Here is a 20,792-nt window from a genome sequence, read left to right as displayed (position 1 = left end):
TACTCCAGAACAGATTTAGAAAAGAACCGATTAATAGAAGATATGTTTTATCATGAAAAGCTCTAAGTCTACAAAAAGTCGGTGGAATTCCTGAATCAGGTTATTAGTGTTAATCGCCTCCTCCCGAACGGAAACAGCGATATTATGAACCAGTTGCGCCGCGCCGCCACCTCCATACGGCGGCCATACTGTCAAAGCTGGTTTTTAAGGGTTCACCGGTATCGGAGTGGGAACAGGTAACGGGAAGCGGCGCACGTTCGCGCGCAGGGGTTTTCCATCTAATGTACCCACACTTATCGGTGAGGAACTCCTTAACTTAATGGCCGTGACCCCGTACCAATCATCTAACAATGATCTAAAGAGTCTGAAATTCTCTTAGTTTATTTATATAGTGTTGTTGTCCACTTGAAATCATTTCATGCCAATCACGATAAGCATGTTCATTAGCACTATCACTAACAAACTTGTAACAATGAAATTCTATTTGGCGCCTACTGCAAATCTTAGCAATTGCATACGCCTCCATGTCAACAAGGTCTGCGGGTATTTCTAAATTAGGATCTGTGATAAAGTTATCACCTGTACTACAAGTCAATCCCTCAGACAGATCAAGTACAACTCCAGTTGCTTCATATGGTGTTTCTCCAGGTTGGGCACCTAGTTTCAAACACTGCATGTCACGTTGGACAAACTTTCCTACACGATACAATCCAGTACCAACAGTGATCCCACCTGCTGTGCCAAAATTAAACACACGCTTGGGTTGATACCGTTCAATAGTTTCTGCGGCTATAGCGGACGCATTTACTTTTCCAACACCCGTGAATACGACATTTTTATATGCAGCAAATGCTGGAGCTTCTTCTTGTAGTGCTATAAAAATAATATCATTCATAATTAACAATTGATGTTAGCAGTATTGAGTGATCGGCCAACTGTTTCTCTCCAGGAAGAAACTTCAAGTTTATAACCACAGCCGCAAACACTGATTCAACTGTGAAGTTTTGTTTAATCAAATAATTCACAGCGAGGATAGTTCCTCCAGTTGCCAATAGATCATCTATGATCAAGGGACGTGCGCCCAGCACTGAATTTTTCTGCAACTCTACAGTGTCTGTGCTGTATTCAGTAGCATAGGTGTGGCTGTAACTCTCTCCCGGAAGTTTCCCTTTCTTCCTTGCTAACACAACCGGTGTTGCTGATTGTATGCCAGCAGCTCCCGCAAACAAAAACCCACGGCTGTCAACTGCTACGATACTGGTGATATCGTTATCGGTAATACATTTTACCAACCTTTGAACACAGTATGACATGGCTAACGGATTAATAGTGATACCACTGATATCTAAAAAATTAACGCCAGGCTTTGGCCAGTTGGGCACGACAGGGATATATTCTTTTAAATTCATAGGATTTAAGGATAGGAAGATTGATTCACTTTTGGCAAGTATTTGCTTCGATGTGTAGAGTGTTTCCCGTGAGTATTTTGTAGGGCTTGGTCACAACCGCCACACTTTAAGCGTTGTTCTGGTGCAGGTTGGATGAGGGAATAGGGTTTAAGTCCCAAAAAAGGAGCAATAATATAGTCCACCCCTGCAGGTCTGAGGGTAAGGACCTTAGAACTCATCTACCTGCCGGGCTGAGGAACAGCCGATGCTACTGATTTAAGACTGTGTGTTCAAAGAAAGCGGACCTTAACAGAGCGTACCTACTCATATTCAGAAGGGATTCGCTGAAAAGCAATCGAAGAGGCTGATAGATCCTTCTCGGGCTGAGAACTTCCAACATACAGAGTATTGCTACGGTACCTTTTGTTAATCCTGTCGAGGGTGCTCATAAGAGCAGCTCGTTTCGAATCCTCAAAAAGTGAGAATTGATGTTTTGTAGAAGGTACAAGCTTGGAGAGAATAACGCCAACACGCAGGATTTTTAGCGGCGGGATGTGTAGCCAGATCTGTTCAAGTTCTTTAGTCAGTAAAATGCTGTCTTGAGTCTCATTAACACGCACATGACCATCCCAGTAGCTCATGTTTTTTTGGCGTACCATAAATTTGATCGAGAGCCAAAGCTCTTTTGTGTAAAACTCTTCATCACGAAGTCTCATGCACGCTTTGCTTAATAGTCGCACAGCTACTGGCCAGGCATCAGTCATAGAACGTTTGTCAGGAGAAAGTACCTTAGAGTGGCTAATCGTTCCACGAGTTGTCTTTTCTTCCTCTAGATTTTCACCCCTAATCAGGTGCCAGAATCTTTCTCCGAGTACACCGCCCCAGATGTCCCTCATTTCTTCAATTGAGAATTCATACATTTTTTTAGCGGTCAAGCAGTCAAGTTTATTAAAACGAGCTTCCATGCGTGCACCAATTCCAGAGAAATCACGAGGAATCAGTTCTGCGAGCTTCTCTTGCAATTCATGCAGATGGAGTATAGTTAGGCCATCAGGCTTCTGCATGTCACAGGCGACTTTAGCCAGATATCTGTTGGGGGCAACTCCTATAGAACAGGTAAGTGCCGGACTAACATCGCGGTAGATAGCGTCTTTTATCTGGCGCGCTTTAGTGCGCACAAAGTCTTCATTCTGCTCGCGTCCGATCAATTCGCATGCCATCTCATCAATCGACATAACTTTATTGATTGGTAGGTGTTTTTCAACTGTTGCAACTATCCTTCTATGGTAGGCAGTATATTTGCGGTGGTCTGCTTTAACAAAGATAATGTCGGGGCAAAGAGAGCGAGCATCGCGGACAGAGGTTCCAGTTTTTACCCCAAATTTTTTAGCAGGATAACTCGCAGCAATGCAGCAGGTTGTTTCCGCAATCATTGGAACCACAGCAACAGGTTTGCCTCGCAGCGCAGGGTTTATGGCCTGTTCAACAGATGCAAAGTAGGAATTTAGATCCAGAAAAAGCCAGCGCAATGTCATATTACTGATAGTTTAAAATAAGAAGTAGTGCTTATTTTATTATTATTACATATAGAAATATACTAGAATAGTAGGTATGAATAAAATTATGTAGATTTTCCGTAAGTACTTGCTTCGATGCGCAGAGTGTTTCCCGTGAGTATTTTGTAGGGCTTGCTAGCGACCGCAGCACTTTTAGCGTGGTTCTGGTGCAGGTTGGGTGAGGGAATAGGGGGTAAGTCGCCAAAAAAGGAGTAATAGATACACCATCCCCGCAGGTCGAAAAAGGAGACGACTTTAGAACTCATCTACCGGCGGATCGAACGAGTCATAGAGTTGAGCGGGGACGTTGTGGTGGACATCGAGCAACTTCGGGCTGTTTTTGTGTTAGCGCTCTAATGTGCGCGGGTCTTCAGGTGTGTTATCGATCGTTCACGTCTACTAAAATGTAAACCCTAATTGCCATAGCACATAGTCTCGTCTGTCACCCTCCTTATCAACAACCACGGTTTGATACAGTGGGCCCATTTCAATCTTTCCCACGCCAGGTATCAGATAGCCGATTCCTACATAGGTCCAGTTTTCGCTATACGTTGCGTTCTTTTGTCCCGTTAAGCTGAAATAAAACTCATTGAAGCTGTTTAGATAAAACTCACCGGGATCAAGCTCCTTCCCCTCTAAGGGGATCGAGTAGCCAAGCTGGTATCGAACGCGAGTACTCAGAGGGTCTCCTCCTGTTTTTGTATTGTGAATGAAGCGCTCCTCGTATCTCACCCTATGAGTCATTCGCCCCCCTTTAAGGTCGTGAGCTCCAAGAATCTGCTGCCAAAGTCTGTTTTCGTTCGAGTATTCTGAAGAGAAGGGATTGTTTCGTTGGAAGACGTATCCTAAAGCCAGGTTGAGGTCCGGTGAATATTTGTAGATCAAACTTGGCTGGATATAGAGCTGTGTATCTCGTTCGGGAATGTCTCGTCCTTTGAAAGTTGTGTTCCTAAAATTGTATGTTGTTGAGGCGAAAAGGTTGTAATCGAAGGTATCGGTAACCTTTCCCGTTTTCGAAACAAAAGGTAGAACGCCGTAGAGCGTATAGTCATCACAGTGAGCTTCGAACTGTGTCATGCACATCAGAACGAGAGCAGTCAGAAAGGCTTGAATTATAGGAAGTACATGACGCACAGCCCCCCCTTTTTTCTTTAAAAGAGCGTCTCTATCTCAGTGAGAGGAATGTCAGTCGCCTCTAGTAATACTCCGAGTTGAGAAAACAGAAGTTGGTAATATCCGGTTTTTCCGTTAGCAGCTGTTAGCTTTATTTCGATGCGTTTAGTAGGAGTAGCGCTTTTAAAGATAGTAGCTATTTCGGTTGAGTAGATCTTGGCGGATGTGAAGTTACTGGAGATGTAATTCCGTATAGCTGTCTGCAGGGAAGTATCTAATGTTTCGAATAAAATATGCTCCTCTATCTCCACGAGTTGACCTACAGGGGTAAAGCGGAGCGTCGAATTTTTACTATCGTTAAACTCTACCTCAATAAACGTGCCATCTGGTCCTTCTTGGAGAGAATACGTTGCTTGCTGATTGGCATAGTGAGCCTGAACGAAGGAGCGAATAGGTTGTGAGGCCTGTTCCGGTGGGATGTCACGTTCTTGGTACGCTATTGCCTGGGAGGAATGGCAGGCTAAACACCCTATAGAGATTAACAACCCCAAGACTATCGAAAAGGCATACATACGGGAGATCCGATAAATTCGACTGTTTAGGCAAAAGTATAGGGCGGCGCGGAGATCTCGGTGCTCGCCAGGCTTAAGCACGTTACTCTACATCATATGGGAGAGCCAGGATCGGATGAGAGTTTTTTGGTAGGACCCTTTTAAGAGGCACCGTATAAAGGATAAAGGACAGAAAGATCGATTCACTATTGGTAAGTATTTGCTTCGATGTGCAGAGTGTTCCCGTGAGTATTTTGTAGGGCTTGCTAGCGACCGCCGCACTTCTAGCGAGGTTCTGGTGCAGGTTGGGTGAGGGAATAGGGGGTAAGTCGCCAAAAAAGGAGCAATAGATACACCATCCCCGCAGGTCGGAGAGAGTGTCAAAGCGATGTTGCGCGGTTGATGGACCAGAGGTACTCCCGTACCAATGATCTACAGAGAGGCCCACGTGAGAGGCCTCCAGATGTTAGAAATTAAAGGTCGCGGAGAAGAGAATTACGTTAGCCCAACGCTCGTCACTGCCGAATCGTTTAAGGTGCTCGCCAAGGTAGCCGACCTCGTATCGATGTCCATTAACCACCCAGTATGGTCCTAAGAAGATTCGGTCTCGGTCGTATCCGCTAGTTGGTCCCGGATTAGAGTCGTTAAGATTCACCATTAACTCGTCGTATCCAGTAAGACCAAAGTTACCGTCTTGAGAGAGACTATAACTACCGCGAAGTTGGTAACGAGTTCTATTAGAAATACTTCCAGCTCCAGTAATGAATCGCTGCTCTTGGCGAAGGCGATGCGCCCACTTCACTCCGAAGAGGTCGTGTTTGTATACAACCTGCTGGAAGATTCGTTGCTCATCGATATAGGCACTATGATAATGAGAGTTGTAGAAATTAGGTGTCCACGCATACCCTAACATCGAACTAAACGCCTTCGTCCAGTTGTAGTTTAAGCCAACACGATTCTGCACTGTGGAGGCGCGGCTCCAATCATCTCCTAAACGAGGCTGCGTTTCGAGAAACAATTGATATTTTTTTTCATCATCGAGAGAGATATACGACTGGAACTGAAACCACCCTTGAAAGTCAGTAGGGGTAGAATCTGCTTGGGCATCGCCGTTCCACAGGAGCACGGCAGCGAGGAGTGAAGCGAGTATTTTTTTCATAACAAATTCTTATTATAAGCACCCCGTAGGCCAGAGCAGTGGAGGGACTTTACCTCCATTAATTCGATATATAAACATGTAACCTGTAGATTGGGCGAGTTTGATTGAAAATTTGCGAGTACGTTTAAGGACAGGAAGATCGATTCACTATTGGTAAGTATTTGCTTCGATGTGCAGAGTGTTCCTGTGAGCATTTTGTAGGGCTTGCTAGCGACCGCCGCACTTCTAGCGAGGTTCTGGTGCAGGGTGAGGGAGGGAATAGGGGGGTAGGTCGCCAAAAAAGGAGCAATAGATACACCATCCCTGCAGGTCGGAGAGATTGTCAAAACGATGTTGCGCGGTTGAAGGACCAGAGATAACCCTGTACCAAAGATCTATACCAATGATCTGCAGATGGTCACGCGCCACCCAGTCATCCCTATCCAAGCAGTGGTTACAATATCAAATGGAAGCCGAGCGCAGGGGCTTTAGAGAGAAAATTTTAACGTCGACCGGGGCAGCGACAAGCATGGAGGCAGGGGCCTCGGTCGGCTCAAAGAAACCATCGAGTCGTAGTGGTTCGGTCGACCAATGACTGCAATCGGCAGGTGAAATTTGATAAGGTAGGTGATGAACTTGCCCGCAAAAAATTTGACCCGAAGGACGAGAGGAAAACAACAGATAACGTTCGACTAGAAACCAATTGAGCGAACCAATTTCTGCGGGTCTGGTAATTTTTGGAGAGGCGTATTCAAATTTCGAACAAGCCGTTCCAGGTAATTTTCTTTGGCTGCTGAAGTCGATGCGCCCCGAGGATTTCGTGCTTCGCATGCTGGCATGCTGATAAGGCAAGTGAAACCCTCGTCTAGCGATCTCCACGGCAATCGGTTGGTTACACTCTAGGGAGAAAAACCAAACTCCAGGGTTACCCATTTCGTCGTGGACATAAGTACGCACGTTGAGTTCGTGAAACCACGAGAGCCACGGCAGCGCAGGGAGACCTGCGGGACGGACCCGTTCCATGAAAAACGGCACCAAACCCAGCCACGCTTTTCCGTCAAACGTATCTACGTAAAGGCCCGCGGGCAATCGAGCGGCAATCAGCGCCGGGTCGACTGGCCAATGAAGAAATAACAATCCTGCCCAACGCTGCAGCATGACAGGAAATTTATGTGGTGCCACTCGCACTGCGAGGCGCTGTTCGGGTGTTGGTATCATTCGTTACCGTACAAGATCCAAATAATCCCGCCAGTATGAATTAGTGCCCAGTGTGAAATTAATACATAGATAAGTAAGTTCTTAATCCTTCGTCGGGGCTACGAATTAAAAGTTACTAAGTGATCACCGGAGCCCGTCCCTACACTGAGCTGCACGAATGTTCACGAAGGTTGAAGACTTGAGTGACCGCACGCAACCGCATGCAGGTGAGATATTCGTCTAGGGTCTTGGTAACCTAATCGCGTAAGCAATGTATTCAAAGAAATAGGCTAGACAAACACTGGTTGGTAAGGGCAGATTGGTAATGCCATAGTTTAGATTGTTAGGCCTGTACGATAAGGTATGAGGCAAAAATCTTTCCATTTGTGGTTAATAAAAGATTAGCCAGGCGCTTAATAACCAAGTATCAGACTGCTACTTAAATTCTATTTACCGGTGACGCATTACAATACCACACTACTCGGCGGCCCCAGTATAGCGTAAGCTACCTTTAATAACCCACTACCTTGTAGAGGGCCTAAAAGATGGGGCAACTATTCACCCTAAAATGAGCGTGCCCGATTAGAGGTCGTCAAGAAAGGGTGTTTCCGGGGGACAACCGAGGGGCCAAATCCGCTTAAACAGCTACAAGTTTATACTGGGGTGAATAGTTGCGAAGATGATTGAAGTTAAAAAACTTTCCAAAAATTATGGTGATTATAAAGCGGTTGATCAGGTCAGTTTTACCGCTACTAAGGGGCAGATCGTTGGATTTTTAGGGCCTAACGGTGCCGGAAAAACAACCACCATTAGGATGTTATCAACATATATGCCGCCCTCTTCAGGCACCGCTACGGTCGCTGGCTTTGATGTTCTTACCGAAGCTTGTCAGGTTAGACGAAGGATCGGATATCTGCCTGAGAACCCCCCACTCTATGGAGAGATGACGGTAGGTGAATACCTGCGCTTTGTTGGGGAGATAAAGGGTGTTCCCAGAGCGCAACTTAAGAGCCAGATAGCTAATGTTATGGAGCGCTGCTTTATCACCGATGTGCGTAACAAGCTCTGTCAGCACCTCTCGCGTGGCTATCGTCAACGGGTTGGGCTGGCGCAGGCGATTATCCATGAGCCCGAGGTTATCATCCTTGATGAGCCAACAAGTGGCTTGGATCCGAAGCAGATCATAGAGATACGACAGCTTATTAAATCCCTTGGGCAGGATCGTACCGTACTCCTGAGCACCCACATCCTGCCTGAGGTTTCTATGGTATGTAACAAGGTGGTGATAGTTAATCGAGGTCGGATAGTGTTCGAAAGCCTTATAGCCGATCTAACCGGCGATAAGAGTCTCGAACAGATATTTCTTGAAAGTGTAAGTACAGATGAGGTGGTTGATGCCGCCTCGTGCATCAATCAGGGTGCTTAGATCGGACTAAACTTAGGGATAAAGATAGCTATGCGAAATATAATCGCAATCTGTAAACGTGAGCTGCTCTCGTTTTTCGTCTCACCGATAGCCTACTTCGTTATTACCGGCTTTACGCTATTGGTTGGGTACTTCTTCTTTAATTACTTCTCGATTTTTTTGCGTATGCAACAGATGTCTCAGGTTATTGCGATGCGGGGCGGGCAGCTTCCGAACCTAAACCAGACGGTAATTGAGGGGGTCTATCAGACGATGATCGTAATACTGGTCTTTCTTGTGCCGCTGCTTACTATGCGCATCGTGGCAGAGGAGAAACGGCGCGGTACATTTGAGCTGTTGCTCACCTCGCCGCTCTCTGTATCAGAGATAGTGCTCGGTAAGTTTCTAGGTCTCGCTGTTATTATATTTGTGATGCTCGGTATCTCTGCGATCTTTCCATTGCTGCTGATTATTTACGGTAGTCCTGAGGTTGCGCCGATTATATCTGGGTTCGTGGGGGTTCTGCTCTGCACCCTTGGTTTTGCCAGTATCGGGATGGCTGTCTCATCATTTACCGAGAATCAGATCGTGGCTGGCGTTAGCAGTATGGTAACTCTCCTTCTTCTGTACGTTATTCAGGCTCCGGCCGAGTCGCTTGGCGGAGTGGGTGCTGAGATCTTGCGCTATCTCTCACCGATCGATCAGATGCAGGGGTTTGTGCAGGGCGTTGTGACGCTCAGATCCATTACCTACTTTGTTAGTATGATAGTACTGGGATTGTTCTTATCGCAGCGGGCCTTAGATGCCCATAGGTGGCGATAGTTCGGATGTTTTTAAGAGATCAGGAATAGCTATGGAGATGGTGCTACGTTTTTTTGGTTATGTCGGTACAGTCTTGCTGCTCTTTGGAGTTCTCGGTGCTGTTATAGTCGGCTCATTTCTTGAGCAGCCGCTAATCGTTTTGCACCTTGTTTTGGGAACTTTATGCCTTTTGGCGTGGGGTGTGACATCGGGCCTAGCAAACATATCAGAAGCTAGCGCGGTTATCTCGGGGCGTCGTGCCCGCTTTGGTTATAACGCTGCGCTCTACACTGCGGTATTTTTAGGGCTGCTAATCGTTGTCAATGTTTATGTCTCGATTAACGACAAACGCTGGGACCTTACGGAGCAGGGGCTTTATAGTCTCTCTGAGAAGTCGGTTAAGATCGTCTCTGCGCTCGCACAGCCGATAAAAATTATCGCCATTGATGCACCGCAGTCGCAGGATAAGGAGCAGACCAGGGCGCTCCTGAATCTCTATCACTATCAGAACGATAAGCTCTTTAGTTTTGATATTATCGATCCCTCTGCTAGGCCGCTTGAGGTGGATAGCCTTGGTATGAAGCAGGGTAACCTGCTCTACATCGAGTATGGTGATGGTGTAAGTAAGGGCGTTAGTAGGATTAACACCGTTGATGAGCAGTCAATTACGAACGCGATCATTAAACTAACGCGTGGCGCCGCCAAGAAGTTCTACTATGTGCAGGGTCACGGTGAGCCGAATATTCAATCCCAGGCGCAAGGGGGCATGAAGGAGTTTGCAGATGGCTTGGTGGATGAGCATATCGTAATCGAGGGGCTGCTATTGGCTCAGACTGGTTCCGTCCCCAGCGATGCCGCTGCGGTTATCCTTGCAGCACCAAAGAAAGCACTGCAGGAGGGGGAGCGAGCAGCATTAATCGAATACGGACAGAAGGGGGGGCGCCTTGTTCTGCTTGCTAATGCAGAGGATCGTGATTCGGACGATGTCAGGATAATAGCCAAGGCGTTCGGCATAGAGGTTGGTCGTGATGTGATTCTTGATGAACAGCTACGGCTATTTGCAGGGCCACAACTTGGTGTGCAGTTCGTTGCGCAGAGCTTTAGCCCGCATCTCATTACCGGACGGCTTAATCAGACTGAGCCGCCGGTTTTTGCGTTCGCTTCAAGCGTGCTTGCTTCAAGTAGCAAGACCCCAGGGGTAACCTATACCGAGCTGCTTAAATCGGGGCCTAAATCGTGGGGCGAGAGGAACCTTGAGGATCTTTTAAATCCCAAGAGCGCCACCGCCATTAGAGACCCGGAGGATCTGAAGGGGCCGGTATCGTTAGCGGTTGCAATGGAGAAAAAACTTTCTAAGCAATCCCAAGACAAAGAGAGCTCATTCGTTCCTGAAGTTCGTGTCGTTGTTTTCGGTGACACAACGTGGCTAGAGAACGGCAATTTTAACCTCTACGGAAACCGCGATTTAGCACTCAACGTGGTAAATTGGGTGGCTGGAGAGGAAGGGGGCGTTGCGATAGGCCCCAAGAGTATCCGCGCTTCCAGCTCACCGTTCTCGCAAGCAACCTATAGCGTTATCCTTGCACTTAGTTTTATTGGACCAGAGCTGCTCCTTCTCTTCGGTCTCTTTATTTGGTGGAGAAGAAGGGTCGCCCTTGTATAGGGTGATAATTCATATAGAGGCTGTAGGATGAATATTAAAAAGACGATCGTTTTAGCCTTTATTCTGCTGCTTTCTGCGTTGTATCTAACGAAGATCTCGATTCCAACACGTGCGCGCGAGGCTAAGACACAAAGCGCCTTTGCTGTCCTTAATCAGAGCGAGATAGAGCGCATAGATCTCTCTACTATTAATGCCGCATTAGGAACGTTCCAGATAGCGCACAGCGTTGACGAAAAGAGGTTAGATGGTCAAGCAGCGGGCGGGCAGTCTAAGCTAAGCGGTACATGGACCATTGTTAAACTTATCGGCGCACCCCTTGATACTACCGAGCTAGACTCCTTCGTTACGGCTCTGATTAATCTTAAGATCGATGGGCCGATCGACGAGAAGCAGCTCTCACCTAATTTTTCGGTCTATGGACTCGATCTACCAGCGCTAACCGTGGTGGTTCATAGGGGCAAGGAGCGCTCAACTGAGGTAGCGTTCGGAAAGCTGAATTCTTTTCTCTCCAAGCGTTACGTTAAGGTATCCGGACGAAGTGGAATTTTTCTGGCGGATGAGAGCTCCTTTACCGCCCTTAATAAGGGGAGTAACGATATCCGATCTAAGACCCCACTTGAGTTTAATGTGGCTGACGTAAGGCAGCTAATTGTGCGCTCCTCACAGGGGAGCGTAACTTTAAAACAACCGGCGGTAGGAGAGTGGAAGATAACGGAACCGCGCGAGCTTTCCGCCTCCTCTGAAACGGTTGGGGAGCTTTTGCAGACCCTTGGGTCGCTACAGGTTGCGGAGTTCCTAGATGGGCAACAGGGCGATCTTGGACGATATAAGCTTGATACCCCAGAGGTTCAGATCGAGCTTACCTTCCGTGATGGACTTACCCATAACAATCGAACTGTTTCTATCTCTGCAGCTCAGAGCCCGAACGTTTTAAAGGATGAAGAGGCAGCAGTGGGTGCCTACTTTACCTATACCGGAGCTCCCTCCGTATTTAAAACAGAGAGCGACTCAGGTAAGCAGCTCACCAAGGGGGTTGATGACCTTCGGGAGCAGAGGCTTTTTAGCTTAACTGTTTCTGATATCGCAAAGGTGCGATCAAGCAGCATAGGGGGCGCCCCGGAGGTTGAGATCGCCGTTAACAGAACCGATTGGGACGTTAACGGAAAGCTAAGCGATCCGGTCTTTGTCGAGCAGATACTAGAGGATATAATAGCGCTCAAAGCGGTTGAATTTCCCCTCCCTGAATCGGTACCAACGCACGCTTTTAAAACGCCCTTTCTTATCTTGAGCATTACTAAGAAGGGCGATCTTAAGGAGCTCGTAACCCTGACGGTCGGAGCCGAGGCTAAGGGCAGCTCTGGCCCAGCCAGATATGCGCGGGTTGGGGAGCAGGGTCTTACGGTGCTTATTTCAGATATTGAAGCTAAGCGGATCGTACTGCACGAGGAGGCTCTTATAGCTGTAGCCACACCGATTCCCTCGCTTGCGGTCACCAAGGGCTCCCCGTAGCCCGTTCTATACCTGTTTTTTTGGTTTCCCACCTTTTCTCCGAGCGACATGACGGATAATCTCCGGAGTAATGTTCCGCAAGCTTTTCTACATTATACTTACGGCTGGAATCGCCACGACGCTCGTTGCAGCTCTCTTTGGTGGATGGGCATACTATTACCTGACCCGCGATCTACCACGGCTCTCTCGTATAGAGGATTATACCCCGCCTGCGGTAAGCCGAGTCCTTGCACGGGATGGCACCCTATTGGCGGAGTTTTATTCCGAGCGCCGCTATCCAGTAAAGTTGCAGGAGGTTCCGGATATGGTGCGCAAGGCCTTCCTTGCAGCGGAGGACGCCTCCTTTTATAGCCATCACGGGATCGATCCGGTCAGTATCGCGCGAGCTGTTGTAAAGAACATGCAGAGCGGCAACGCTAAACAGGGCGCATCTACTATAACTCAACAGGTGGTAAAAAACCTGCTCCTCACGCCCGAGAAGAGCTTCGTACGAAAGGGCAAGGAGGCGATACTTTCGTATCGTCTTGAGCGACGATTCTCTAAGGATGAGATCTTTGAGATCTACCTTAATCAGATCTTCTTCGGTAATAGCGCCTACGGTATAAAGGCCGCTGCTAGAATCTACTTTCATAAGGAGCTTCCGGAGTTAACCCTGGCTGAGGCTGCGATACTTGCTGGATTACCGAAGGCTCCTAGCAGCGTCTCACCCCTAAAAAATCAGAAGCGTTCCCGGCAGCGCCAGCAGCAGGTTTTAACCCAGATGGTTGAGGCGCATTTTATAACTGAGCAGGATAAGGAACGCGCGCTGCAAGAGAAGCTCACAGTCTATCCGGCATCACAACAGAATATCTTCGCATCCCCGTATTATGTAGGCGAGATACGTAGGGTCTTTCTGGAGAGATGGAGGGATCTTGATATAGATAGCGAGGGGCTCGAGATTACCACCGCGGTAGATGTCAAAGTAGATCAGCTTGCGCTTGGAGCCCTAAGAAAAGGGTTAAGGGAGGTTGATAAACGGCGTGGTTGGCGTGGGCCACTCTTTAAGATGAGCGAGTCGGAGTACGCTATAAAATATGGAGATGGTCTGGTAGATGATAGCGCGCCATATCCAGCTTTTGTTCGCTCAATAGCTAGAGGGTCCGCAAAGCTACTTGTTGGTAAGCAATCAATAACCCTTGATCTTAACGATGCAGGGTGGGCGAGGAAGCTCCTGTTGCGCGATGATACTACCCGCTTCGGACTCCCTGCTGATGTAGTGCGGCAGGGTGATATCATTGAGGTTTCGCTACGAGAGCCCACTCCAGATGTTAAGGGGGAAGAGAAGAAACCAGCAAGGTACGTGCTTGATCAGACCCCAGAGATTGAGGGTGCAGTAGTTCTGATCGATCCGACCAGTGGTGAGGTGCGCGCCATGGCTGGAGGATACGATTACAATCAGAGCCAGTTTAACCGCGCTACACAGTCCCTTAGACAACCCGGGTCGGCCTTTAAGCCGGTCATTTATCTCGCAGCAGTAGATAAGTTTCGCTATACACCAGCAACCATCCTGGTCGATGCCGCCCGTACCTTCAAGGTTGGAGATACGCTCTGGACCCCAGCCAACTTCGACGAGAAGTTTCTTGGACCTATCACGCTAAGAACTGCCCTTGAAAAATCGAGAAACCTAGTCTCCGCTGATATCGTTTCACGTATCGGAGTGGAGGCTGCCATTCAGTATGCCCGACTCCTTGGTATCACGAGCCCACTTGGCCGTAATCTTTCGCTCTCGCTCGGAAGTAGCGAAGTAACCCCACTTGAGATGACGAGAGCCTATGGAGTTTTTCCAGCAAAGGGGGTGCTCTTTAATTCGGTCTTTGTGACCAAGATACAGGATAGATTCGGCAAGGTTCTGTACGACTACGAGGCCGAAAGGGTTGGCAAGGGGCAGCAGGTAATCAGTGAAAATAGCGCCTTTATTATGGCTAATATGATGAAGGGCGTAGTTAATAGCGGAACTGGGTACAAAATTAAGGAGCTGGAACGCCCGGCAGCCGGCAAGACCGGCACCTCAAACGATCAGATGGATACCTGGTTTATCGGATATACCCCGACCTGGGTATGCGGAGTATGGGTCGGATTTGACCAGAAGAAACAGATCGGCCCAAAGGAAACGGGCGGCGTGGTAGCAGCACCGATCTGGCTCTATCTAATGCGTGATTTCTTAAAGTATCAGGAGGACACAGCTAGTGAGTCCGTTGGACGTGAGGCTAGGGCAGAGGCCGAGCGTCTCGGTATCGCATATACCCCCCCAGTTGTAACGGAGCAGCTTGATTTTAGTATTCCAGAGGGAGTTAGCCCATTTTGGGTTGATAAATCTAGTGGCCGAAGGGTCTCGGAGGGAGCAGCAGGTGGGTTCCTAGAGTATTTTATCAATGGCACAGAGCCCGAGGAGGGAGCCGCGCCCCTTGATGAGGAATATGAGACGAGCGCTAGTTCGTACCTTGAGTCGCCAGATCTGTAGCGCAGTATGCAGCTAGCGCCCACCCTCTCTAATCAATTAATTTCCGCAAGTAGCTGATCTATTGTAACTATCAACAGAAAATCGATCGATTTTACTATCCTTATCTACCATATTCTTAAAATTCTCACCTTCCACGATTCTTTAGCCTGCCCTCCTTGATATAATCGAGCCTTATCTTACAGGGCGCTTTAGGGGGTAACTCTATGACCTATCCAGGCCTCAAATATACCGACAAGGATCTGCGCAGCATCGCGGCGTCCATTGATCTAACTGCAGAATTTATCACCCTTGGAAAAATCCCAAAGGAGCGGGAACAGAGCCAACTTTTAATTCAAAAATTTAACAGCGATACGATGCTCCTTATGGGGTATCGTGCCCTGCTTAATGCCTTCTACGCAAAACCTGACTCACACTTCGAGGTTCTGCTCCCACTACTCCAGGAAGCCGCCGAGGCCCTTCCATCATATCATCAGCCCTTGCTCTACTCTTCCCACCAATCACAAAAACAAGAGGCGGCACCTGAAGATGTCGCCAAAAGTGTTAGTGAGGGGCACTTTCAGCGTGCCCTTAGTCCGCGACCCGAAGTTGAATCGTGGATTAATTCAACTGTCTCCGAAACATTTGAGATCCTAAAAGAGTACTCTTTTAGATCTATCTCATCAGGCAACCAGCTCGCACAACTGACGATCGGATTGCGGTTTGCCTACGGACAGCTCTTGTCCGCTGTCAATAACTACATCGCTGCGCCCAATGAGACTGGGATGGCAGGGGCCCAGTCGTTTGCTGCCTCGATGATGAAAGATCTTCGCACAGCACTTCTTATTGCAACAATAAGTCGTATACTTCAGTATGCCCCATTTGAGGGAATATTACAGGACTACTTTAAGGCCCTAGAGTCCTCCGCGACCAGTGAGCAACGGCTGAAAATAGAGTCTCTTTCAGCCCGTTCTCAGTTCGACACACTACGACGCACTCTTAATATATTTCAGTCAGATCGAGAGCAGATTTTTAATGCCCTTACTAGCGCTTGCCTGTGGGATATATTTCTGGAAAACGGGCTACCAAACCTCCGGGAATTTCTCAGCAGTCAGTCAAAGCCTCCGGTTTCCAACTCGTACTTTGTCGCTGGGCAGATATCATTCGTTGACTTCTCGTCAGACCCGAAAGATCCACCAGTTCTAGGTACGTTCGACTCACACGCTAATAAACAGTGCCTTACCACTCCATCACAAAATTACAAGGACCAAGGGTTCCAACTGGGGGGGATTGCGCTTGAATCACGTCTTCAGTTCTTCGCTCGAGGGGGCTTGGGCCTGCACATAGATGAGAACGCTAAGGTATTTCCAGCCTGGGATCTGCGCTTAATAGCAGAACCGAGGCACATTAACATAGAGGCCGCGCGCAAGGTTGTTCAAGATACGCTTGCAATCGAGCGGTCTAAAATTGGATCGCTCTGGATCTCTCATCCTGAGGTGCTGAGCATCATAAGCGATCGCGAGCCAACGATTGTTATCTTCGAGGGGGCGCAGGTAACCATACTCGGGACTTGTATGCCCGGTAGTACGACTAGAAATGAATTCTTCTCTAAAGTAGGCGCCTGCTCGGTCGAGAGCGTTATCACCCGCACCTCCATTGAGTTTGTAACTCCTGAGCTATGGTTTGCCCGAATAATTGTCGCCTCTCCGGCACCACCAGCTCTACCCCCTAAACATGTAGCTCTCACATCGGAGCAGCAAAGACAGAACGAGCGCCAAGAATTTCGCGACTCTATTCAGCGCACTGGACAGATGAATTACCGCGAATTCGTGGCCTCTCTGTCAGCTTGGAATGTAGTCGAAACTAATGATGGTCACGGTGGCCACGGCTCGCTTAAACGGGTGGTTAATGGCTCTGAGCTACGCACAGGCACATGGTCGAAGCTGCGTACCCCTGATCGTTACATAAACTTCGCGCGCATGTATGAGATCCTGGATGCCCTGCGCATCTCAGTTGCTGATTATGCTAGGGCCCTGCGTGGCAGCCGCTGAGGAACAGCGGATGCTACTGATTTAAGATTATGTGTTCAAAGAAAGGGGACCTTGACAGTAGTGCTGTATGCAGCTAGCGCCCACCCTCTCTAATAAAGACCGTAAGCTTCTCGATCCTATCCCCACGCCGTAGTTGCTTGAGCGTATCAAGCCCAGCAACTACTCGACCGAAGATGGTATAATTTCCATCCATATGGGGAGCGTCTTCCAACAGAAGGTGAAACTGACTTCCACTGGAGCGGCGCTCCGGATTTACCGTTTTTTTTGTTGCAGCGATCGTATCAGGTTTGCGCGCCATACCGAGGGTGCCGAGGATATGATTGCGGCGGCTGAACTCAGGTGAAAGGGTATATCCTGGACCACCAAGGCCGTTACCAAGTGGATCTCCGCCCTGAATTATGTAGCCCTGCTGAAAGAGATGAAACTGAACCCCTGAATAGAAATTCTTATCTGCCAAGTATTTAAAGTTCGCCACATGCCACGGCGCCTCCTCGGGAAAGAGCTCGATAAAGAGCCGCCCCTTAGAGGTCTCCATAATAGCACTTCTAATTTTAAGTAACTCAGCTTTTGGAGGGAGCTCAAAGGGGGGCTCCTGCTCGGCGTTGGCGGCTAGCGGTATAAGGGCTAGCGTAAAGCAAAGAGTGGTAAAAATAGGAATAATTACAAAGCGCCGTAGTTGTGAATGTAGCAAAGCTTTCACTATATGGAATCCCTCGAGTTTTTAACTAGATACGCCATAACATATTGTATCTTATAGCTCTTACCCACGGCTCTCACTGTATATATATAGTATAGGCTAAAGGTAACTAGTCAGCATATTCCAGAAATATTTGCCTACGGTAATGACACTCAATAGCCCCTAAGGGGCCGATATGCGGAGCCCGTCCAGCAGCGCAAGCTGCTTGCGCAGCAATGCGGTGGGGGTGATAACAACCCCTCAGGGGTCGATTTGCGGAGCAAATCTGGGGTGATAACATTAACTAGTCACAAAATCTGCCGTCCCCGATCAGGGGACGACCAATCGAATTACCTATGAAACTTCGCCGTAATCTGAGTAGCTTGAATCGCGACATAAAACTACGGTGACCAGTTACGGCTAATCCTTCAGTAGTTTCCCCTTTATGTCGATACTTACTGTAAGGGCTCTTGGGAGGGGCTTGCAGATGTGGCTAAGTATTCGCAATGCCATAGGGTTACATGTGATGGAGAAGCTTGGAGTTAACCGACCCCAGGCGCTTGTCTGGGGCGTTAGTACGCTTGCTGTGCTTGCAACCTTACTTTTACATAGTTTCTCGGCTAATGCTGAGGGGCGCGCGCGCCAGGATAGGCCAATAGATGTTGTGCTGCTCTTGGACACATCTGGAAGCATGATTAAAACAGATCCGATGCGGCTGCGCTATCAGGGTGCAAAGCAGATTACACAGTTCCTGAATAATGGCGATCGACTCGCCATTGTTGGATTTTCTGGGAAAACGCAACTCGTACAAGCTCTCAAGCCCTATACCGCTGATCAACGCCCCGTTATTGAGAAAGAGATCGAAAATATAAAGACCGAGGGGCAATATACCGATCTGCTTGAAGCTGTGAAGATCGGTAGAGAGATCCTTGAGTCGCAACCACGCGCGGAAGCTGGACGTGTGATGCTTCTATTATCTGATGGAAAGATGGAGCCAGATCCAGCGCAGGGCATGCCGTTCGCAAGAACCCTTGAGCTTATCCACGATGTACTACCCGGCATAAAGGCAAAGGAGATAGCGATTTATACCCTGGCATTTAGTGATCAGGCAGATCGCGCGCTGCTTGGTGAGATCGCTGGAGCAACTGATGCAATAGGCTTATATGCAGCGACCCCCGCAGACCTCAATAAAACTTTCGCAGAGCTCTTTACGGCCATGAAGCCTGAGCCAGCCGTTTCTAGGCCTGGCAAGGAGCTACACATTGATGACGGAATTGAAGAGGCTACCTTCTATATAAGCCATACTCCTAACGCATCTATCACCTTAACAAGCCCCAAGGGTGAACGCCTGAACGGAGCCAATGTTGCAGAGCATGTCAGTTGGTTCGCAACTGAAAAGTTCGATATAATAACGGTAAAAGAGCCGGAATCGGGGGACTGGGAGATTAACGGCGTCGAGTCAGCTGAGCAGTTTACAGCTGTTATGACCAACTTAAAACTTGCCATTGATTGGCCGATCTTAGTGCGCTCTCAGAATGCTACTCTTATACAAGCACGATTATACGAAGGGGAGAGGCCAGTTGTACTTCCGGAGATGAACAGCGTTAATAAGTATGCTTTTCAGATTATCCCAACCGATAGCGTATCGGCCCCTATTCTAGAAGGGGTGCTTAATGATGAGGGCAACGAGGGGGATCTGACCAAGCGTGATGGGATCTTTTCAAAGATGATTTATATTCAAGATCCAGGTGAGTATAGGATGACTGTCTCTGCTAAAGCTCCAACCTTTTATCGAACACAGCCCCTACCGTTCAAAGTAAAACCACCCCTGATTACCTTTGAAGTATTATCTGGAGATGATCGTGCTGGTCATAAGAGTAAGCACGTGCAATCCGGTAATGCAGGTGAGCATACACAATCTGGGCACTCCGAGGGTGTTAAGGAAAGTGAGAAAGATAGTATAATTAATGGAGACGAACACTGGGCCTTTAGGGCTAAGCTAAGTAAGGAGGCTACCTCTTTCAGGGAGCTCTCGGTGATACTGGTCGCTAGTTTAGAGGGGCGTAAGCGTTACGAAATACCGCTTAAGCGCTCGATAGGTAATGCCCTGGAGTATGAGGTTCAGGCGGACGCCCTTCCGCTTGATGGGAGTTATTCACTGCAAGCGGTGCTTAAGGGAACGACCAAGAATCGTCAGGAGGTTGAGGAGGAGACAGATGAGATATCATTTAAGCGCACAACGGTGCGACGATACGGTGAAGCGCCGGTTAATGTCGTTGTGCGAGAGGTGCAACCTGCAAGTAAAGAGCCCGAATTCCCTATCATTCCGATAGGTATAATAACCGTGGCTAATCTGCTGATTGGAATTATAACGTATAGGATCTTAAAAAAAAGGTCGGCCCTAAGATTAAACGGAGCTCCTAAGTATATTCCGCAGAAGAGCTTAGTAGATGCGATTGTAGATTTAGAGGGACGAGTATCAAAAAGCGAAGTTGGTATAGATGATCCGATCTTTGAGCCAGTAGTAACCAAGAATAAATCGACTACAGCGGAGAATCGGGAGAGGAGCACAGGTAAAGGAGCTCTACCGTAACACACAGCATGGCACTGATTATTCTTATCGTTGGTATCCTCCAGGCTGCAGTTGTCGGTGTCGTTATATTCCTACGTGCGCGGGCTGTTAATGCTGGTCGCGAGAGCGTTTATGCCAATGTGCTGGCAGAGGTAGGGGAGAAACGAGCGCTTTGGACCAGAATTCAAGAGCTCTCGCATGAGATGGCGGATCCACAGCAGCTCTTATTAAGTGCTAAAGCCTTTACTACGGCGCGCGAGTCGCTCAAGGCTGAGCGCGGCCGCGTAACTATCGCGCAGGCGGAGTTGGATATGATAGAGGTTCGTTTAAGAGAGCTTGAAGAGATCACGCGTGAGCTTGAGGCCAGCACCACAGAAACTAAGGAGGAGCTTAAAATTCTGCAGAGAAAGGAGGAGGATCTCAAATCTAAAAACGATCATTTACGAGTTCAGATCGCTGAAACAACCAGTAAGATGGAGACTATCATGTCCGAGATCGAGATGTCAGCTCAGATGCAGGAGCAGGTACTAAAGCTGAGAGGCGATCTTTTACAGTCAGAGGAGCAGGGACAGACCCTTTTAAACGAGATTCAGAGGGGAAATGAGCAGTATTTTATCTTAAAGCGCAGATATGACGCCCTCGATGTAGAGTACGCACAGCTCTATCAGCAGTTTAATGAAGGGCAACATTAGCAAC

At 48.2% G+C, this 20,792-nt stretch carries 16 protein-coding genes; 8 read left to right on the top strand and 8 right to left on the bottom strand.

From position 1 onward, the window contains the following. Positions 1 to 355: 355 nt before the first annotated feature. From NTV65_02085 to NTV65_02055, 7 genes are all read right to left on the bottom strand, one after another. Entirely contained in the window at positions 356 to 895 is a 540-nt protein-coding gene (locus tag NTV65_02085) for a 5'-methylthioadenosine nucleosidase (protein MCX6113991.1), read from the bottom strand. Then, positions 888 to 1,409, bottom strand: coding sequence for an adenine phosphoribosyltransferase (locus NTV65_02080; GenBank protein MCX6113990.1), 522 nt, complete (start codon positions 1,407 to 1,409; stop codon positions 888 to 890). Before NTV65_02080 ends, NTV65_02085 begins: the two co-directional genes overlap by 8 nt. Positions 1,410 to 1,708: 299 nt before the next feature. Next, positions 1,709 to 2,923, bottom strand: a complete 1,215-nt coding sequence (locus NTV65_02075; GenBank protein ID MCX6113989.1) for a DNA polymerase — start codon at positions 2,921 to 2,923, stop codon at positions 1,709 to 1,711. 420 nt (positions 2,924 to 3,343) lie between these two features. Continuing rightward, positions 3,344 to 4,021, bottom strand: a complete 678-nt coding sequence (locus tag NTV65_02070; GenBank protein MCX6113988.1) for a DUF2490 domain-containing protein — start codon at positions 4,019 to 4,021, stop codon at positions 3,344 to 3,346. A 74-nt stretch (positions 4,022 to 4,095) separates the two neighbouring features. Further along, the gene (locus NTV65_02065; protein MCX6113987.1) at positions 4,096 to 4,710 is read right to left on the bottom strand and encodes a hypothetical protein; all 615 of its coding nucleotides are present in this window, start codon (positions 4,708 to 4,710) and stop codon (positions 4,096 to 4,098) included. Positions 4,711 to 5,074: 364 nt separating this feature from the next. After that, positions 5,075 to 5,767 carry a DUF2490 domain-containing protein gene (locus tag NTV65_02060; GenBank protein ID MCX6113986.1) on the bottom strand — a complete coding sequence of 231 codons (693 nt, stop codon included), beginning with the start codon at positions 5,765 to 5,767 and terminating at the stop codon, positions 5,075 to 5,077. A 441-nt stretch (positions 5,768 to 6,208) separates the two neighbouring features. Further along, positions 6,209 to 6,964, bottom strand: coding sequence for a DUF2071 domain-containing protein (locus tag NTV65_02055; protein ID MCX6113985.1), 756 nt, complete (start codon positions 6,962 to 6,964; stop codon positions 6,209 to 6,211). A gap of 658 nt (positions 6,965 to 7,622) precedes the next feature. Between NTV65_02055 and NTV65_02050 the strand changes: the two genes are divergently transcribed. The 6 genes from NTV65_02050 (at position 7,623) to NTV65_02025 (ending at position 16,848) form a co-directional block, all read left to right on the top strand. Continuing rightward, positions 7,623 to 8,369, top strand: coding sequence for an ATP-binding cassette domain-containing protein (locus NTV65_02050; GenBank protein MCX6113984.1), 747 nt, complete (start codon positions 7,623 to 7,625; stop codon positions 8,367 to 8,369). A gap of 30 nt (positions 8,370 to 8,399) precedes the next feature. After that, positions 8,400 to 9,170: an ABC transporter permease subunit gene (locus NTV65_02045; GenBank protein MCX6113983.1), complete on the top strand. Its 771-nt coding sequence runs from the start codon at positions 8,400 to 8,402 to the stop codon at positions 9,168 to 9,170. A gap of 37 nt (positions 9,171 to 9,207) precedes the next feature. Next, the gene (locus tag NTV65_02040) at positions 9,208 to 10,812 is read left to right on the top strand and encodes a Gldg family protein (protein MCX6113982.1); all 1,605 of its coding nucleotides are present in this window, start codon (positions 9,208 to 9,210) and stop codon (positions 10,810 to 10,812) included. A gap of 27 nt (positions 10,813 to 10,839) precedes the next feature. Further along, positions 10,840 to 12,321, top strand: coding sequence for a DUF4340 domain-containing protein (locus NTV65_02035; GenBank protein MCX6113981.1), 1,482 nt, complete (start codon positions 10,840 to 10,842; stop codon positions 12,319 to 12,321). Between the two features lie 70 nt (positions 12,322 to 12,391). Next, a complete protein-coding gene (locus tag NTV65_02030; GenBank protein MCX6113980.1) occupies positions 12,392 to 14,821 on the top strand; it encodes a PBP1A family penicillin-binding protein in 2,430 nt (809 codons plus the stop codon). 203 nt (positions 14,822 to 15,024) lie between these two features. Next, positions 15,025 to 16,848: a hypothetical protein gene (locus NTV65_02025; GenBank protein ID MCX6113979.1), complete on the top strand. Its 1,824-nt coding sequence runs from the start codon at positions 15,025 to 15,027 to the stop codon at positions 16,846 to 16,848. 73 nt (positions 16,849 to 16,921) lie between these two features. On the opposite strand, the gene NTV65_02020 is transcribed toward NTV65_02025, so the two are convergent. Then, positions 16,922 to 17,539 carry a peptidylprolyl isomerase gene (locus NTV65_02020; GenBank protein MCX6113978.1) on the bottom strand — a complete coding sequence of 206 codons (618 nt, stop codon included), beginning with the start codon at positions 17,537 to 17,539 and terminating at the stop codon, positions 16,922 to 16,924. A gap of 430 nt (positions 17,540 to 17,969) precedes the next feature. On the opposite strand from NTV65_02020, the gene NTV65_02015 reads away from it, so the two are divergent. Together NTV65_02015 and NTV65_02010 are read left to right on the top strand one after the other, a co-directional pair. Further along, positions 17,970 to 20,117, top strand: coding sequence for a VWA domain-containing protein (locus NTV65_02015; protein ID MCX6113977.1), 2,148 nt, complete (start codon positions 17,970 to 17,972; stop codon positions 20,115 to 20,117). Between the two features lie 8 nt (positions 20,118 to 20,125). After that, positions 20,126 to 20,788 carry a hypothetical protein gene (locus NTV65_02010; GenBank protein ID MCX6113976.1) on the top strand — a complete coding sequence of 221 codons (663 nt, stop codon included), beginning with the start codon at positions 20,126 to 20,128 and terminating at the stop codon, positions 20,786 to 20,788. The last annotated feature ends 4 nt before the right edge of the window (positions 20,789 to 20,792 follow it).

Source organism: Pseudomonadota bacterium (genome assembly GCA_026390555.1).
Taxonomy (GTDB): Bacteria; Bdellovibrionota_C; UBA2361; order UBA2361; family OMII01; genus OMII01.
Note: the sequence above shows the minus strand (reverse complement) of the source record. Positions and strands in the feature narration are given on the sequence as shown.

Coding starts and splice junctions, on each gene's coding strand:
- NTV65_02035 (MCX6113981.1), top strand. CDS start 10,840: ATGAATATTAAAAAGACGATCGTTTTAGCCTTTATTCTGCTGCTTTCT.
- NTV65_02025 (MCX6113979.1), top strand. CDS start 15,025: ATGACCTATCCAGGCCTCAAATATACCGACAAGGATCTGCGCAGCATC.
- NTV65_02075 (MCX6113989.1), bottom strand. CDS start 2,923: ATGACATTGCGCTGGCTTTTTCTGGATCTAAATTCCTACTTTGCATCT.
- NTV65_02060 (MCX6113986.1), bottom strand. CDS start 5,767: ATGAAAAAAATACTCGCTTCACTCCTCGCTGCCGTGCTCCTGTGGAAC.
- NTV65_02045 (MCX6113983.1), top strand. CDS start 8,400: ATGCGAAATATAATCGCAATCTGTAAACGTGAGCTGCTCTCGTTTTTC.
- NTV65_02080 (MCX6113990.1), bottom strand. CDS start 1,409: ATGAATTTAAAAGAATATATCCCTGTCGTGCCCAACTGGCCAAAGCCT.
- NTV65_02070 (MCX6113988.1), bottom strand. CDS start 4,021: ATGACACAGTTCGAAGCTCACTGTGATGACTATACGCTCTACGGCGTT.
- NTV65_02010 (MCX6113976.1), top strand. CDS start 20,126: ATGGCACTGATTATTCTTATCGTTGGTATCCTCCAGGCTGCAGTTGTC.
- NTV65_02040 (MCX6113982.1), top strand. CDS start 9,208: ATGGTGCTACGTTTTTTTGGTTATGTCGGTACAGTCTTGCTGCTCTTT.
- NTV65_02085 (MCX6113991.1), bottom strand. CDS start 895: ATGAATGATATTATTTTTATAGCACTACAAGAAGAAGCTCCAGCATTT.
- NTV65_02015 (MCX6113977.1), top strand. CDS start 17,970: ATGTCGATACTTACTGTAAGGGCTCTTGGGAGGGGCTTGCAGATGTGG.
- NTV65_02055 (MCX6113985.1), bottom strand. CDS start 6,964: ATGATACCAACACCCGAACAGCGCCTCGCAGTGCGAGTGGCACCACAT.
- NTV65_02050 (MCX6113984.1), top strand. CDS start 7,623: ATGATTGAAGTTAAAAAACTTTCCAAAAATTATGGTGATTATAAAGCG.
- NTV65_02030 (MCX6113980.1), top strand. CDS start 12,392: ATGTTCCGCAAGCTTTTCTACATTATACTTACGGCTGGAATCGCCACG.